The 15,227-nt window shown below is 67.8% G+C and carries 14 protein-coding genes; 8 read left to right on the top strand and 6 right to left on the bottom strand.

Going from position 1 to position 15,227, the window contains the following annotated elements; all coding sequences use genetic code 11:
• Both serA and IM708_RS09965 read right to left on the bottom strand, forming a co-directional pair.
• A complete protein-coding gene (gene serA / locus IM708_RS09970) occupies nt 1-1,599 on the bottom strand; it encodes a phosphoglycerate dehydrogenase (protein ID WP_209426372.1) in 1,599 nt (532 codons plus the stop codon).
• 122 nt (nt 1,600-1,721) lie between these two features.
• Nucleotides 1,722-2,879 (bottom strand): phosphoserine transaminase, encoded by a 1,158-nt coding sequence (locus IM708_RS09965; RefSeq protein WP_209426371.1) that lies wholly within the window; start codon nt 2,877-2,879, stop codon nt 1,722-1,724.
• A gap of 359 nt (nt 2,880-3,238) precedes the next feature.
• Between IM708_RS09965 and IM708_RS09960 the strand changes: the two genes are divergently transcribed.
• On the top strand, nt 3,239-3,397 hold the full coding sequence (locus IM708_RS09960; RefSeq protein WP_209426370.1) for a hypothetical protein: 159 nt from the start codon (nt 3,239-3,241) through the stop codon (nt 3,395-3,397).
• A 153-nt stretch (nt 3,398-3,550) separates the two neighbouring features.
• On the opposite strand, the gene ptsP is transcribed toward IM708_RS09960, so the two are convergent.
• Nucleotides 3,551-5,800, bottom strand: a complete 2,250-nt coding sequence (gene ptsP / locus IM708_RS09955; protein ID WP_209426369.1) for a phosphoenolpyruvate--protein phosphotransferase — start codon at nt 5,798-5,800, stop codon at nt 3,551-3,553.
• Between the two features lie 33 nt (nt 5,801-5,833).
• Nucleotides 5,834-7,096, bottom strand: coding sequence for an aspartate kinase (locus IM708_RS09950; protein WP_209426368.1), 1,263 nt, complete (start codon nt 7,094-7,096; stop codon nt 5,834-5,836).
• A gap of 502 nt (nt 7,097-7,598) precedes the next feature.
• Between IM708_RS09950 and IM708_RS09945 the strand changes: the two genes are divergently transcribed.
• Nucleotides 7,599-8,177: a hypothetical protein gene (locus tag IM708_RS09945; protein ID WP_209426367.1), complete on the top strand. Its 579-nt coding sequence runs from the start codon at nt 7,599-7,601 to the stop codon at nt 8,175-8,177.
• Nucleotides 8,178-8,321: 144 nt separating this feature from the next.
• Here IM708_RS09945 and IM708_RS09940 read toward each other — a convergent pair whose 3' ends face one another.
• Complete coding sequence (locus tag IM708_RS09940) at nt 8,322-8,768, bottom strand: DUF1178 family protein (protein ID WP_209426366.1); 447 nt, start codon at nt 8,766-8,768, stop codon at nt 8,322-8,324.
• A 129-nt stretch (nt 8,769-8,897) separates the two neighbouring features.
• Here IM708_RS09940 and rimO point away from each other — a divergent pair, with 129 nt between their 5' ends.
• From rimO to IM708_RS09915, 5 genes are all read left to right on the top strand, one after another.
• Nucleotides 8,898-10,289 (top strand): 30S ribosomal protein S12 methylthiotransferase RimO, encoded by a 1,392-nt coding sequence (rimO, locus tag IM708_RS09935; RefSeq protein WP_209426365.1) that lies wholly within the window; start codon nt 8,898-8,900, stop codon nt 10,287-10,289.
• Nucleotides 10,290-10,377: 88 nt separating this feature from the next.
• Nucleotides 10,378-11,250, top strand: coding sequence for a CoA ester lyase (locus tag IM708_RS09930; RefSeq protein WP_209426364.1), 873 nt, complete (start codon nt 10,378-10,380; stop codon nt 11,248-11,250).
• A 1-nt stretch (nt 11,251) separates the two neighbouring features.
• On the top strand, nt 11,252-11,803 hold the full coding sequence (locus IM708_RS09925; protein ID WP_209426363.1) for an NnrU family protein: 552 nt from the start codon (nt 11,252-11,254) through the stop codon (nt 11,801-11,803).
• Nucleotides 11,804-11,807: 4 nt separating this feature from the next.
• Nucleotides 11,808-12,011 carry a DUF1737 domain-containing protein gene (locus IM708_RS09920; RefSeq protein ID WP_209426362.1) on the top strand — a complete coding sequence of 68 codons (204 nt, stop codon included), beginning with the start codon at nt 11,808-11,810 and terminating at the stop codon, nt 12,009-12,011.
• Nucleotides 12,008-13,036 carry a MaoC family dehydratase gene (locus tag IM708_RS09915; RefSeq protein WP_209426361.1) on the top strand — a complete coding sequence of 343 codons (1,029 nt, stop codon included), beginning with the start codon at nt 12,008-12,010 and terminating at the stop codon, nt 13,034-13,036. Before IM708_RS09920 ends, IM708_RS09915 begins: the two co-directional genes overlap by 4 nt.
• A gap of 16 nt (nt 13,037-13,052) precedes the next feature.
• On the opposite strand, the gene hemN is transcribed toward IM708_RS09915, so the two are convergent.
• Nucleotides 13,053-14,402 carry an oxygen-independent coproporphyrinogen III oxidase gene (gene hemN, locus IM708_RS09910; protein ID WP_209426360.1) on the bottom strand — a complete coding sequence of 450 codons (1,350 nt, stop codon included), beginning with the start codon at nt 14,400-14,402 and terminating at the stop codon, nt 13,053-13,055.
• Between the two features lie 52 nt (nt 14,403-14,454).
• On the opposite strand from hemN, the gene IM708_RS09905 reads away from it, so the two are divergent.
• Nucleotides 14,455-15,210 carry a transcriptional regulator FnrL gene (locus IM708_RS09905; RefSeq protein WP_209426359.1) on the top strand — a complete coding sequence of 252 codons (756 nt, stop codon included), beginning with the start codon at nt 14,455-14,457 and terminating at the stop codon, nt 15,208-15,210.
• Nucleotides 15,211-15,227: the final 17 nt, after the last annotated feature.

The following is a 15,227-nucleotide window of genomic DNA, read 5'->3' as shown; positions in this document are numbered from 1 at the left end:
TCAGCTGACGTCGAACTGCATGGGGCGAACCTGCTTGAACATGCCGGTCCCCTTCAGCGTCTCCACCACCTTGGGATCGATCGCCTGGTCGAGGTAGAGAAGCGCGATCGCGTCCTGCCCCTGCGCGGAACGGCCGAGGGTGAAGTTGGCGATGTTGACGCCATTCTTGCCCATGGTCATGCCCAGCAGACCGATGATGCCCGGCACGTCCTCGTTGGTGGTGTAGAGCATGTGCGCGCCGACCTCGGCGTCGATGGTGATGCCCTTGATCTGGATGAAGCGCGGCTTGCCGTCGCTGAAGACGGTGCCCGCGACCGAACGTTCTCGCTTGTCGGTGACGACCGTCAGCTTGATGTAACCGTCGAAAACGCCTGACTTTTCCTGGGTGGTGGTCGACAGTTGCACGCCGCGTTCCTTGGCGACGACGGGCGCCGACACCAGGTTCACGTCGGGGTTGGCGGCCTTCATGACGCCGGCGATCACCGCGCAGTCGAGCGCGCGCAAGTTCATCGTGGCGGCCAAACCGTCGTAAAGGACGTTGATGGCGCGGATGGGTTCGTCGGTCAGTTGGCCCGCGAAATCGCCCAGATGACCGGCGAGCTTGATCCAGGGGCCCATGACCGCGGCCTCTTCGGCGGTGACCGAGGGCATGTTGAGGGCGTTCTGAACGGCACCGGTGAGCAGGTAGTCGGACATCTGCTCGGCCACCTGGATCGCTACATTCTCTTGTGCCTCGGTGGTCGAGGCCCCCAGATGTGGGGTGACGACGACGCCCGGCAGGTTGAAGAGCGGGCTGTCGGTGGCGGGTTCCACTTCGAACACGTCGAAACCGGCGCCGGCGACATGGCCGGACTTGATCGCCGCGGCCAGCGCGGCCTCGTCGACGAGGCCGCCGCGGGCGCAGTTGATGATGCGCACACCCTTCTTGGTCTTCGCAATATTGTCTGCATTCAGTATGTTACGGGTCTTGTCGGTCAGCGGTACGTGCAGGGTGATGAAGTCCGCGCGGGCGAGCAGTTCGTCGAGTTCGACCTTCTGCACGCCCATGGCCTTGGCGCGCTCCTCGCCCAGGAAGGGGTCGTAGGCGATGACCTTCATGTGCAGGCCCAGGGCGCGGTCGCAGACGATGCTGCCGATGTTGCCGGCGCCGATTACGCCGAGGGTTTTATTGAACAATTCCGTGCCCATGAAGCGGTTCTTTTCCCACTTGCCGGCATGGGTGGAGGCGCTGGCCTCGGGCAGTTGGCGGGCGACGGCGAACATCAGGGCGATGGCGTGTTCGGCGGTGGTGACGGAGTTGCCGAAGGGCGTGTTCATGACGATCACGCCGCGCTTGCTGGCAGCCGGAATCTCGACGTTGTCGACGCCGATGCCAGCGCGGCCAATGACCTTCAAGTTGCTGGCATTGTTCAGCAATTTTTCGGTCACCTTGGTCGCGGAGCGAATGGCGAGGCCGTCGTAATTGCCGATCACCTCGGCCAGTTTCTCCTTGTCCTTGCCGAGGTCGGGGAGGTAGTCGACCTCGACCCCGCGGTTGCGGAAGATCTGGACGGCGGTTTCGGAAAGCTTGTCGGAAACGAGGACGCGGGGACGGGCCATGCGGGGCTCCATTTTCGGGATGGCAGGGTGCTGGCAAGCGTATGGCAGACGGCTGGCAAGCGTATGGCAAACGTATGGCAGTTCCGAACGGTGCGGTCAGGGACCGGTAACGGATGCGGAACTCAGGCGGTGGCCAACTGCGCGGCGATCTCGGCCCGGTAGGCCCAGTCGATCCAGGGCATCAGGGCCTTCACATCGGCCGTCTCGACGGTCGAGCCGCACCAGATGCGCAGGCCCGGCGGCGCGTCGCGGTAGGCGCCGATATCGAAGGCCGCGCCCTCGCCCTCCAGCCGCTTGCCGACCGCCTTGGCGAAGGCCGCGCCGTCCGTGATCCGGGGGTCGGTGAACCGGAGGCAGACGCTGGTCGTGGACGCCGTCGCCGGGTCATCGGCCAGGTTGGCGATCCAGTCGTTGGCGGCGGTGAAGTCGTGGACGACCTGCGCATTGGCATCCGCCCGCGCGATCAGCGCCGGCAGCCCGCCGATGGATTGCGCCCAGTCGAGCGCGGCGAGGTAATCCTCGACCGCGAGCATCGAGGGGGTGTTGATCGTCTCGCCCTTGAAGATGCCCTCGATCAGCTTGCCGCCCTTGGTCAGGCGAAAGATCTTGGGCATCGGCCAGGGGGGCGTGTAGCTTTCCAGCCGTTCGACGGCGCGGGGGCTGAGGATCAGCATACCATGCGCCGCCTCGCCGCCCAGCACCTTCTGCCAGGAGAAGGTCACGACATCGAGCTTCTCCCACGGCAGGTCCATCGCAAACGCGGCGCTGGTCGCGTCGCAGATGGTCAGGCCGGCGCGGTCCGCCGGGATCGCCTCGCCGCTCGGCACGCGCACGCCCGAGGTGGTACCGTTCCAGGTGAAGACCACGTCGCGGTCGAAATCGACCTCGGCCAGGTCGACGATCTGCCCGTAGGGGGCCTTGCGCACGATGGCGTCGAGTTTCAGCTGCTTGACGGCGTCGGTCACCCACCCCTCGCCGAAGCTTTCCCAGGCGAGCATTTCCACCGCGCGTTCGCCCAGCAGCGACCACATCGCCATCTCGACCGCGCCGGTGTCCGAGGCGGGAACAATGCCGATCCGGTAGTCGGCGGGCACGCACAGCACGTCGCGCGTCAACTCGATCGCGCGGGCAAGCTTGGCCTTGCCGACAGCAGCCCGGTGCGAGCGCCCAAGCGGCGCGTCCGCGAGCAGGTCCAGCGAGAATGTGGGGATCTTGGCGCAGGGGCCGGAGGAGAAGCGCGGGTTTGCCGGCCGCGCGGCCGGGGTCTTGGGGTCGGTCATGGTATCCTTCCAGATATTCGCCCTTCGTTGGGGAAGGGTGTCCCACTGACGCGCATACGGCGCAGCGAGGCGCAGGACAAGAGGGAAAATGGAAGGATGCGGCGGTTCGGAGGCGGGATGCGACACGCTGCCCGCGCCGACGCCTACGGGAGGGGCAGGATCTGGCGGGTGGCGGTCCGGTCGGCATAGAGCCACAACCAGCGCTGCGGCGACGGCGTAAGCGCGATGCGTTTTCAACCGCGGTGACGAAAAATCGCGACCGCGGTAGCCCCGAAATCCCAGCGGGGGTGGGTGGCCGGGCCCGGCAGGTCCGGGTCCGGCCACCGCCGAGAACGAGCGCGCGCGCCGGGGCGACGCGCGTGCCGGCCTATTTCTTCTTCTCGCCCAGCGACATCGGTTTCACGGCGCCCGAGTTGGCCGTGGCGAGAACCTTCGGCTTCTCCTGCTTCGGCTTCTTCGCTTCCTTGTTCCCGCGCTTGTTGTTGCCTTTTCCCATCACGACCTCGAAGGTTGAATAACCGGTCCGGCGACATGCCGGACGGACCGATCCTCAGGAAAATCACGGTCGCCTGATCCGCGTCAGGGAATGACTTTGATGAGTTGCGCGCATTCACCGACTCAGGTGAACCGCGCCCTTGGAAGATAAGCTTCCGCGGGGCGTCCCGCAAGGCTCAGGCCCGTGGCAGACCGTCGACATAGGACAGAAGCCGCGGGCGCAGGTTCTCGACCCCCTGGCGGCGGGCGGTGGCGATGATGCCGGCCACCTCGGCCAGGTCGGCGCGGCGGATCAGGTCCTTCACCGGGCCGACCGAAGCGGGGCGCATGGACAGCGTGCGCAGGCCAAGCCCGGCAAGCGCCAGGGCATCGACCGGGCGGCCGGCATCCTCGCCGCAAAACGACAGCGGCGTGCCGGCTTCGGCACAGCGGTCGACGATGTTCTGCACGAGGGTGAGGAAACTGAGCGCCAGCGTGTCGTAGCGCCGGCGCACGAGTTCATTCTCGCGGTCGGCGGCAAAGAAGAACTGCTTGAGGTCGTTGCCGCCGATCGAGATGAAATCTACCGCGCGGAAGAAATTGTCGGGCGCGAAGGCAAGGCTGGGGGTTTCGAGCATGGCGCCGATTTCCAGCTTCGACGGCAAGGGGTGGCCCAGATGGCGCTCGCGCTCGATCTCGCGCATCAGGATGTCGCGGGCGGCAATGAATTCGCCCATTTCCGAAACAAGCGGAAACATGACGGCAAGGGGCCCGCCGCGGGCGGCGCGGATCAGCGCCTGCAGCTGCATGCGCATGACGCCGGTGCGGTCCAGCCCGATGCGCACGGCGCGCCAGCCCATCGCCGGGTTCGGCTCGATCGGGCGGCGCATGTAGGGCATGACCTTGTCCGACCCGATATCGAGCGTGCGGAAGGCAACGCGCTTGCCGCCGGCAGCCTCGCTCACGCGGGTGTAGAGCGCGACGAGTTCGGACCGGCGCGGCATGTTATTGCGCAACAGGAACTGCAGTTCGGTCCGGAACAGGCCCACCCCCTCGGCGCCGGAGCCCTGCAGCGAGGGCAGGTCGGCCATGATGCCGGCGTTCATGTGCAGCGCGACGCGCGTGCCGCAGCGGGCCTGCGCCGGCATCTCGCGCAGCTCGGCAAAGCGGGCCAGCGCCTGGGTTTCCATCGCGATCTTGTCGCGGAACGCCACCGCGACGCTTTCATCGGGGCGCAGGTGGACGATGCCGGCGGTGCCGTCGACGATGATCGAGTCGCCGTTCAGCGCCTCGGTGGTGATGCGTTCAGCCTGCACGACCAGCGGGATCGCCAGCGCGCGCGCCACGATCGCGGCATGACTGCCGATCGAGCCTTCCTCCAGCACGACGCCGCGCAACCGCCGGCCGTAGTCCAGGAGCTCGGCCGGGCCGATGCTGCGGGCGACGAGGATGGCGCGGTCCGGCATCTCGGCCCCGGTCTCGCGGCCCTGGCCGGTCAGGATGCGCAGCAGCCGGTTGGCGAGGTCGTCGAGATCGTGCAGCCGGTCGCGCAGGTAGGGATCGGGCACCAGTTGCAGGCGCGCGCGGGCCTCGGACTGTTCCTTCTCGACCGCGGCTTCGGCGGAAAGGCCGCTTTCGATGGAATGCTCCATCCGCTTCATCCAGCCGCGCGAATGGGCGAACATGCGATACGCCTCGAGCACCTCGCGGTATTCCTTGTCGGCGGTGGTCGCGGCGCGCATCAACTCGTCCACGGAAACGCGCAGCTGGCTCACCCCCTGGCGCAGGCGTTCCACCTCGGCCTCGGGGTCGTCGTTGACCAGGTTGGTGATCACCACGCGCGGCTCGTGCAGCCAGACCTGGCCCTCGGCGGTGCCCTCCTGCCCGGAATTTCCGCGGAAGGTGACGGGGTTCTTGTGCAGGGGCGTCAGCGCCGAATCCGCGCCGGCGAACGCGCCCAGCTCGGTCATCTCGGCCAGCACCATGGCGACGACTTCCAGCGCGTAGATCTCGTCGTCGGAATAGCTGCGCGCGTTCTTCGACTGCACGACCAGCACGCCCAGCTGTTCGCCCAGCCGCTGGATCGGCACGCCGAGGAACGAGGAGAACCGCTCCTCGCCGGTTTCGGGCATGTAGCGAAACCCGCGTTGCGCCGGCGCGTCGGCGGCGTTGAGCGGCTTGCCGCTGCGCGCGACCCGGCCGACCAGCCCCTCGCCCAGCTTCAGCCGGGTCTTGTGCACCGCGCCGCGCTTCAACCCGCGCGTGGCGCAAAGCTCCAGCGTCTCGGCGTCGCGAAACAGGTAGATCGAGCAGACATCGGTCTGCATCGAGGCCGCGATCAGCTTGACGATCCGGTCCAGCCGCTCCTGCCCCTCGCCGGGTTCGGCCAGGGTGTCGCGCAGGCGGCGCAGCAGGCGGCGGCTTTGCGTTTCAAGACGTTCGGGCATCGATGCTCCCCAGAAAGGCGGGGGACAGCAGGCTCAGCCCGCCTTCTCCAGCTCGAAGGCATCATGCAGCGTCTGCACGGCGAGTTCCATGTATTTCCGGTCGATCATGACCGAGATCTTTATCTCGGAGGTTGCAATGACCTTGATGTTGATGCCTTCGGCGGCGAGTGCCTCGAACATGCGCGCGGCGACGCCGGCCTGGCTGCGCATGCCGATGCCGACGATCGAGACCTTGGCGACCTCGGTGTCGATGATCAGTTCGTCATACTTGATCAGGTTGCGCTCCAGCGCCGCCTCCAGCGCCTTGCGGGCGCGCGGCACCTGGTCGACCGGGCAGGAAAAGGTCATGTCGGTGACCGCGCCCGGGTGTTCGTCGTCGTAGTCCTTTTCCGAGATGTTCTGCACGATCATGTCGACGTTCACCCCGGCCTCGGCCAGCGCGCCGAAGATCGAGGCGGCGATGCCGGGGCGGTCCTCGATGGTGAAGAGCGTGATCTTCGCCTCATCCCGCGAATGGGCGACGCCCGAGACGACTTTTGATTCCATGATTTCCTCCTCGTCGCAGACGAGCGTTCCCGACGTTTCATCCGTGTCGTCGAAGGACGACAGCACCCGCAGCCGCACCTTGTAGCGCATCGCCAGCTCGACCGAGCGGGTCTGCAGGACCTTGGCGCCCAGGCTGGCAAGCTCCAGCATCTCCTCGAAGCTGATCCGGGTCAGCTTGCGCGCCTTCGAGGTGATGCGCGGATCGGTCGTGTAGATGCCGTCGACGTCGGTGTAGATGTCGCAGCGTTCGGCCCCGAAGGCGGCGGCGAAGGCGACGGCGGTGGTGTCCGACCCGCCGCGACCTAGCGTGGTAATCCGGTTTTCCGGGCTGAGGCCCTGGAAGCCGGCGACCACCGCGACGCGCATGCCTTCGGCGAATTTGGCGTCGATGTTGTCGCGGGGGATGTCGACGAAGCGCGCGGCGCTGTGCGCGCTGGTGGTCAGGATCGGCACCTGCCAGCCCTGCCAGCTGCGCGCCGGCACGCCCAGTTCCTGCAGGCGCAGCGCCATCAGCCCGGCGGTGACGTTCTCGCCGCTGGCCACCACGGCGTCGTATTCGCGGGCATCGAAGAAGGGCGAGGTCGACTCGACCCAGCGGACCAGCTCGTTGGTCTTGCCGGCCATGGCGGAGACGATGACGATCACGTCGTAGCCGCGCTCCACTTCGCGCGCGACCTTGCCGGCCGCGTTCGCGATCCGGTCCAGATCGGCGACCGAGGTGCCGCCGAATTTCATCACCAGTAGCGGCATCTTGCCCCCGACCGTCCGGTCCTGCCCGATGCGCGCCCTCTTACTGGCGTGGCGGCGGTCACGCAAGAGCGCGAAACGCGGCGCGGCGGGTCGGCGGCGGTATCGGGGACGCCGTGGCTGTGGCGCGCGAAGACGTGGTTTCCGTGGGGTGCTCAAATTTGAGCACTTCGCCAGGCATCTGTTTTCTAATAGATTTTCGCGCGCGTTAACCGCAACGAAACTTTTGGTTTCAGCGCGTGATGGGGTCGCCCGTGGCCGCCTTCGAGGTCTGTTCGTGTGGATGCGCCGCGGGAACGGCGGGGCGCCTTTCCCGATCGGGGCGCGGGCCTTTCCGATCTTCGCTTCGCCGTGGAGCGGGCGCGCGGGCGGCTTCCTGGCGGCGCGATGTTGGTTAACCGAAGGCGCAAATGCCGGACAAAACAGACTTGATCGAGTCGCGCGGTCGCGGCAGGCTGTGGTTCCCTGCACCCCGACGCGGGTGCGCCGGCTGGAGGATTGGCCCGTGATCATCCCCTACAACGACGCAAGCAGCGCCGAGCACCACGGAAACACGCTTTTTTCAAAGGATACGATCAACGACGGTGACGTGCCCTGGGTCAAGGTCGGAAACCTCTACATGTCGATCTGCATCACCGGCGAGAACTCGTACGGCCCGCTGGCGAAGGACCTGTCGTCGGGCAAGAAGGTCTGGGTGTTCACCGGCCGGCATGGCGAGGCGACGGGCAATCCGCTGAAGGACGACGGGACCTTCCTGAAAAAGCGGGTCTACGACATCGAGCACAAGAAGGAGGATGCGAAGATCGTCGACGGGCTGAAGAAGTCCGGCTTCAATGTGGAAATGCTGGACCTTTACGAGAAGAATGACGCGCGCACGACCGGCCGGCTGCGCGAGCTGATCAAGGAGAAGCTGGACAAGGGCGAGGCCGTGGTTCTGGCCTGGTGCTTCTCGCTTTTCGCGATGGACGAATTCAGCGCGGGAATGTCGAAGGGCGCGGCGCAGACGACCGCGGAGACGAACTACAAGAAAAGCGTCAACGCCATCGTCGCCGCAAACTATTCCTGGGTTCCCAAGCCCTGGTAGGGCGCGAGAACCGCGCCGGGGGCGGGCGTGCAAATTTGCACGCTCTCGCAAGCCCCTGATTGAAAATAAGAAACCGCCGCCGTTAACCACAACGAAGCTTTCGGTTTCTGCGCGACAAGGGGCCTTTCCCGGCCGCGTTCGCGGTCAGTTCGTCCGGTTGCGCGGCAGGAACGGCAGGGGGGCGACCGGCACGCCCTCGTCGATCAGGGCGCGGGCCTCGTCGATCTTCGCCTCGCCGTGGATCGGACGCTCGGGTGCGTCGCCCAGATGCATCGCGCGCGCCTGCGCGGCAAAGTTCAGCCCGACATAGTCCGAACTGGCCTCGATATGCTTGCGCAGCGCCGCGATCTTTGCCGCCAGCGCCGCATCGGGTGGGGCGGGCAGTGCCGGGGGTTTCGCCGCCGCCCTTGGGGTGGGCGGGGTCGCCGCCGGCGACACGGCGGGTGCCATCAGCGCCTTTTCCACCGATCCGCTGCCGCAGACCGCGCAGGCCACATGCCCCTGCGCCTTGAGCCCGTCATAGGCCGCGGCCGAGGCGAACCAGCTTTCGAAATCATGGCCTTGGTCGCAGCGTAAGGCGTAGCGGATCATGGCGGCCCCAGGAAGTTGCTTCACAGTGTAAATAACCGGTGGCGCAGGGCGTTCAAGATAGCGCCAAAGCCTTGCCGCTTCGTTGTGCTGCCCCTTCCCCCGCCGCGCGCGCGGCTTTATATGCCCGCCATGACCCAATCGCCGCCGCTTCTGAATTCGGGCACCCGCCCCGACCTGGCCCCGCCCGCGCGCCTGCGCGCGCCGGCGCCGGCCGCCCGCCAGGGCCAGCCGACCATCGGGATGGTCAGCCTGGGCTGCCCCAAGGCGCTGGTCGACAGCGAGCGCATCCTGACCCGCCTGCGCGCCGAGGGCTACGCGATCAGCCCCGACTATGCCGGCGCCGACGCCGTGATCGTCAACACCTGCGGGTTTCTGGACAGCGCCAAGGCCGAGAGCCTGGAGGCGATCGGCGAGGCGCTGCAGGAAAACGGCCGCGTCATCGTCACCGGCTGCCTGGGGGCCGAGCCCGAGTACATCACCGGCGCGCATCCCAAGGTGCTGGCGGTGACCGGGCCGCACCAGTACGAGCGCGTGCTCGACGCCGTGCATGTCGCGGTGCCGCCCGCGCCCGACCCGTTCGTGGACCTGCTGCCGGCGACGGGCGTGAAGCTGACGCCGCGGCATTACAGCTACCTGAAGATCTCGGAAGGCTGCAATCACAAGTGCCGCTTCTGCATCATCCCCGACATGCGCGGCAAACTGGTCAGCCGCCCCGCGCATGCGGTGCTGCGCGAGGCCGAGAAGCTGGTCGCGGCCGGGGTGAAGGAGTTGCTGGTGATCAGCCAGGACACCTCGGCCTACGGGGTGGATATCCGGCACGCCGAGGATCGCGGCCACCGCGCGCATATCACCGACCTCGCGCGCGATCTGGGCAGCCTGGGTGCCTGGGTTCGGCTGCATTACGTCTATCCCTATCCGCATGTGCGCGACCTGATCCCGCTGATGGCCGAAAGGTTGGTGCTGCCCTACCTCGACATTCCGTTCCAGCACGCCCATCCGGAGGTGTTGAAGCGCATGGCCCGGCCCGCCGCCGGCGCGAAGACGCTGGACGAGATCGCCCGCTGGCGCGCCGTCTGCCCCGAGATCACCCTGCGCTCGACCTTCATCGTCGGCTATCCCGGCGAGACGGAGGAGGAGTTCCAGACGCTGCTCGACTGGCTGGACGAAGCGCAATTGGACCGCGTGGGGTGCTTCAAGTACGAGAACGTCGCCGGCGCCCGGTCGAACGCCCTGCCCGACCATGTGCCGGACGAAGTGAAGCAGGACCGCTGGGACCGGTTCATGGAACGCGCGCAGGCGATTTCCGCGGCGAAGCTGGCGGCGAAGGTCGGCCGGCGGATGCCGGTGATCGTGGACGCCGTCGACGCCGAGGGCGCGACCTGCCGCACGCAGGCCGACGCGCCCGAGATCGACGGCAACCTCTTCATCGACGAGGGCTTCGACGGATTGTCGCCCGGCGACATCGTCACCGTCGAGGTCGAGGAGGCGGGCGAATACGACCTCTGGGGTCGGCTGGCCTGAGGGCGCGTTCTCTGCACTGCAGAAACGACTTGCGGTCCATTGCGGATCATGGTGGTTTGCGCGCAACTTTGTTGCGAGGCAGCGAATCATGGACGAACGACCGTTCCGCTCGGTTCTCTATATCCCCGGCTCGAAGGAGCGCGCGCTGGAGAAGGCGCGGGGACTCGCCGCCGATGCGATCATCTTCGATCTGGAGGATGCGGTCGCCCCGGACGAGAAGGCGAACGCGCGCGACCTGCTCGCCCGCACCCTGGCCGAGGCGGACTATGGCCGGCGCGCGAAACTGGTGCGGATCAACGCGCTGTCGACCGACTGGGGCACGGACGACCTGGACGTGATCGCCGCGGCGCGGCCCGAGGCGATCCTGCTGCCCAAGGTCGACGGACCCGCGGATATCGAGGCGCTGGCGCGCCGCCTGGACGCGCGCACCGAAACCGCCGAGACCCGCATCTGGGCGATGATGGAAACCCCGAAGGGCGTGCTGAACGCCGCGGCCATCGCCGCCGCGCCGCGCCTGGCGGGGTTCGTCCTGGGCACCAACGATCTGGCCAAGGACCTGGGGTGCCGCCCCGGCCCGGGCCGGGCGGCGCTGCAGATGGCGCTGCAGACCTGCCTGATGGCCGCCCGCGCCGAAGGGATCGTGGCGGTCGACGGGGTCTACAACGCCTTCAAGGACGACGCGGGCTTGCGCGCCGAATGCGAACAGGGGCGCGACCTGGGTTTCGACGGCAAGACCCTGATCCATCCCGCGCAGATCGACATCGCCAACGCGGTCTTCGCCCCGGAGGCGGAGGAGATCGCGCTCGCCCGCCGGCAGATCGCGGCCTATCGGGAGGCGACGGCGCAGGGCCAGGGGGTGGCGGTGGTCGACGGCCGGATCGTCGAGAACCTGCATGTCGCCACGGCCGAGCGCCTGCTGGCGCGCGCGGCGGCAATCGAAACCCTCGGGGAGGGGAACTGACATGGGCTATCCGATCCTGATCCTGGGCGTCGCGCTCTGGTCGCTGGCGCATCTCTTCAAGCGCATCGCGCCGGAACGCCGCGCGGTGCTGGGCGAGTCCGGCAAGGGGCTGGTGGCGATCGCGCTGGTCGTGTCGATCCTGCTGATGATCTTCGGCTACCGCTGGGCCGACGGCGACTGGCTCTGGTCGCCGCCCGCCTTCCTGCGGCACGTCAACAACCTGCTGGTGTTCCTGGGCTTCTACCTCTTCGCCGCGTCGGGGCTGCAGACGGCGATCACGCGGCGCATCCGGCATCCGCAGCTTTCGGGCTTCAAGGCCTGGGCGGTGGCGCACCTGCTGGTGGTGCCGACGCTGGAAGGCATCATCCTTTTCGGCGGGTTGCTGGCCTGGGCGGTGGTGTCGGTGATCCTGATCAACCGCGCGCAGCGCGACTGGACGCGCCCCGGCCCGTCGACCCCGGCAAAGGAGGTCGGCGCGGTCGTGATCGCGGTTGTCGCCACCGGCGTCGTCGGCTGGATTCACGGCTGGCTCGGCGCCTGGCCGTTCGGGTGACGCGATGAAACTCTATCGCCTGCTGACCGGCCCCGACACGTCCGAATTCTGCCACAAGGTCTCGCTCGCCCTCTCGAAGGGGTGGGAGCTTCACGGCTCTCCGGCCTATGCCTTCGACGCCGGCAGCGGAAAGCTGCATTGCGCCCAGGCGGTGACCAAGGAGGTCGATACAGACTACAGCCCCGACATGAAGCTGGGCGAGCAATGAGCAAGACCAACCCCGGCCGCTTTTTCGAGGATTACCGCCTGGGCCAGGTGATCCCGCATGCCGTCCCGCGCACGATCTCGGGCGGGGAACGGGCGCTGTACCACGCGCTCTACCCGGCGCGCGGGGCACTGCATTCGTCGGACGAATTCGCCCGCGCCTGCGGCCTGCCGCAAAGCCCGGTCGACGACCTGATCGCCTTTCACGTCGTCTTCGGCAAAAGCGTGCCGGACATCAGCCTGAACGCCATCGCCAACCTGGGCTATGCGCAGGGCCGCTGGCTGGCGCCGGTCTGGCCGGGCGACACGCTGATTGCGCGGTCCGAAGTCATCGGGCTGAAGGAAAATTCGAACGGGCGCTCGGGCGTGGTCTGGGTGCGGACCACCGGGCAGAACCAGCACGGCGGCACGGTCCTCGACTACGTGCGCTGGGTGATGGTGCGCAAGCACGATGCCGCCGCGCCGGCCCCGGAGCCCGTCATCCCGGACCTCGCGCCCGCGGTCGATCCGGCCGACCTGGCCATCCCCCGGGGGCTGGATTTCACCGGCTACGATTTCACCCTGGCCGGAGAGCCGCACCGCTGGGGCGACTACGCGGTGGGCGAGGTGATCGACCATGTCGACGGCGTGACCGTCGAGGAGGCCGAGCACATGCTGGCCACCCGCCTCTGGCAGAACACCGCCAAGGTTCATTTCGACGCCACCACGCGCGAGGACGGCCGGCGGCTGATCTATGGCGGGCATGTCATCAGCCTGGCGCGCGCGCTGTCGTTCAACGGGCTGGCGAATGCGCAGATGATCGTGGCGCTCAACGGCGGCGCGCATGCCAATCCGTGCTTTGCCGGCGACACCGTCCGCGCCTGGTCCGAGGTGCTGGATCGCGCTGAGACCCCCGCCCCCGGCGTCGGCGCGCTGCGCCTTCGCCTGGTCGCCACCAAGGGCGCGCCCGGCGCGCGGCTGGGGGCCGACGGCAAGCACCTGCCCGAGGTGCTGCTGGACCTCGACTACTGGGCGCTGATCCCGGTCTGACGCACCCGGCCTGCGTTCAGATCGCGGCGGAATGCTGGGCCGGCGCGTAGGCGTCGAAGGCCGCGGCGATCACCCGTGTCAGCGGCCGGCCCTCCGGCGGGATGAACACCCCCTCGGCGTCCAGCACCAGGAAGGGATCGAAGCGCGCCACCACCGGGCCGATCAGCGCGTCGAACGCGGCCGCCGTGAGGCCGAAGTCGCGCATCAACTCGCCGCTGCGGACGCGGAAGTCGCACATCAGCGCCTCGATGATCCGCGCGCGCAACAGGTCCTCGCCCCGGAAAGCATGGCCGCGCGCGGTGGCGAACTGCCCCGCCTGTACCGCCTTCGCCCAGCCCGAGGTGGCGGCGTTCATCTGCGCATAGCCCTGCGGAAACCGCGAGATCGAGGAGGCGCCCAGCCCGACCAGCACCGGCGCGACGTCGTCGGTATACCCCTGGAAATTGCGCCGCAGCCGGCCTTCGCGCGCGGCCACGGCCAGTCCGTCGTCGGGCCGGGCGAAATGGTCGATACCGATCTCGTCATAGCCGTCCCAGAGGAATAGCCGGCGCGCGGTCTCAAACAGGTCCAGCCGTTCTTCCGCGATCGGCAGCGCCTCGGACGGGATCAGTTGCTGGCGCCGCGCCATCCACGGCACATGCGCATAGCCGTAAAGCGCCACCCGGTCGGGCGAGAGCGACAGCAGTTTCTGGACCGAATCGCCGATCCGCGCCCGGTTCTGGTGCGGCAGGCCATAGAGGATGTCGGCGTTCAGGCTGCCGATGCCGCGGGCGCGAATCGCCTCGACCGCGTCGCGGGTGACCTCGAAGCTCTGGTTGCGGCCGATCGTCGCCTGGATCTCGGCGTCGAAGTCCTGCACGCCGATCGAGGCGCGGTTCATCCCGACCTCGGCCAGCGCGTCGAGGCGCGGCGCGTCGATCTCGTTCGGGTCGATCTCGACCGAGAATTCGGCCCCCTCGGCCAGCGGCACGACGTCGAAGATCGCGGCGGCCAGATCGCGCATCACCGGCGCCGGCAGCAGCGTCGGCGTGCCGCCGCCCCAGTGCAGCCGCGCGGCCGTCACGCCCTCGGGCAGCGCGGCGCGCAGCAGGCGCAACTCGGCCTTCAGCGTCTCGACATAGGACAGGACCGGCGCGTCGGTGCTGGTGCCCTGCGTCCGGCAGGCGCAAAACCAGCAGAGCCTGCGACAGAACGGCACATGCAGGTAGAGCGAGATGCGGCTGCCGGGCGGGATCGCCCCCAGCCAGTCGCGAAATGTCTCCGCGCTCACGTCGTTCCGGAACTGCGGCGCCGTCGGGTAGCTGGTGTACCGGGGGACGCGCGCATCGAAAAGACCCAGCCGGGCGAGTTGCGTCGTGCTTTCCATTAGCATACCGTCTACGAGAATGCCTTCGGGGACATTGACGCAAGTCAAATCGATGCAGAACACGACCGCCTTAGAGCCGAAGATCACCTCGCCGGATTGCGACGATTGTCCGATCCGCCACCGCGCCGTTTGCGCGCGGTGCGAGTCCGACGAGTTGTCGCAGCTCGAAGGGATGAAGTACTACCGCAGCTTCGAGGCCGGCCAGACCGTGATCTGGTCGGGCGACCGGATGGATTTCGTGGCGTCGGTGGTGACCGGAATCGCGACGCTGACCCAGACGATGGAGGACGGGCGCCGCCAGATCGTCGGGCTGCTGCTGCCGTCGGATTTCGTCGGCCGGCCGGGACGCGAGACCGCGGCCTATGACGTGACCGCGACCACCGACCTGGTGATGTGCTGCTTTCGCAAGAAGCCGTTCGAGGCGATGATGCTGGCGACGCCGCATATCGGGCAGCGGCTGCTGGAGATGACGCTGGACGAGCTGGACGCGGCGCGGGAATGGATGCTGCTGCTGGGCCGCAAGACCGCGCGCGAGAAGATCGCGAGCCTGATCGCGATCATCGCCCGCCGCCACGCCTCGCTGGCGATGCCGCGCAAGGGCAGCGCGGTCGAGATCGAACTGCCGCTGACACGCGAGGCGATGTCGGAATACCTGGGCCTGACGCTGGAAACCGTCAGCCGCCAGATCTCGGCCTTGAAGCGCGACGGCGTGATCGAGGTTCAGGGCAAGCGCCGCGTGACCATCCCCGATTTCGACCGGCTGCTGGAGGAATCGGGCGACGACAGCGACGGCGGTTTTCCCGTCTGACCCCGGCGCTGGCGGGC

The organism is Pararhodobacter sp. SW119, assembly GCF_017811755.1.
Classification (GTDB): domain Bacteria; phylum Pseudomonadota; class Alphaproteobacteria; order Rhodobacterales; family Rhodobacteraceae; genus Pararhodobacter.
The sequence above is the reverse complement of the archived record's forward strand: the minus strand, read 5'-3'. Positions and strand labels throughout refer to the sequence as shown.

Coding starts and splice junctions, on each gene's coding strand:
- serA (WP_209426372.1), bottom strand. CDS start 1,599: ATGGCCCGTCCCCGCGTCCTCGTTTCCGACAAGCTTTCCGAAACCGCC.
- IM708_RS09965 (WP_209426371.1), bottom strand. CDS start 2,879: ATGACCGACCCCAAGACCCCGGCCGCGCGGCCGGCAAACCCGCGCTTC.
- ptsP (WP_209426369.1), bottom strand. CDS start 5,800: ATGCCCGAACGTCTTGAAACGCAAAGCCGCCGCCTGCTGCGCCGCCTG.
- IM708_RS09950 (WP_209426368.1), bottom strand. CDS start 7,096: ATGCCGCTACTGGTGATGAAATTCGGCGGCACCTCGGTCGCCGATCTG.
- IM708_RS09940 (WP_209426366.1), bottom strand. CDS start 8,768: ATGATCCGCTACGCCTTACGCTGCGACCAAGGCCATGATTTCGAAAGC.
- rimO (WP_209426365.1), top strand. CDS start 8,898: ATGACCCAATCGCCGCCGCTTCTGAATTCGGGCACCCGCCCCGACCTG.
- IM708_RS09930 (WP_209426364.1), top strand. CDS start 10,378: ATGGACGAACGACCGTTCCGCTCGGTTCTCTATATCCCCGGCTCGAAG.
- IM708_RS09925 (WP_209426363.1), top strand. CDS start 11,252: ATGGGCTATCCGATCCTGATCCTGGGCGTCGCGCTCTGGTCGCTGGCG.
- IM708_RS09920 (WP_209426362.1), top strand. CDS start 11,808: ATGAAACTCTATCGCCTGCTGACCGGCCCCGACACGTCCGAATTCTGC.
- IM708_RS09915 (WP_209426361.1), top strand. CDS start 12,008: ATGAGCAAGACCAACCCCGGCCGCTTTTTCGAGGATTACCGCCTGGGC.
- hemN (WP_209426360.1), bottom strand. CDS start 14,402: ATGGAAAGCACGACGCAACTCGCCCGGCTGGGTCTTTTCGATGCGCGC.
- IM708_RS09905 (WP_209426359.1), top strand. CDS start 14,455: ATGCAGAACACGACCGCCTTAGAGCCGAAGATCACCTCGCCGGATTGC.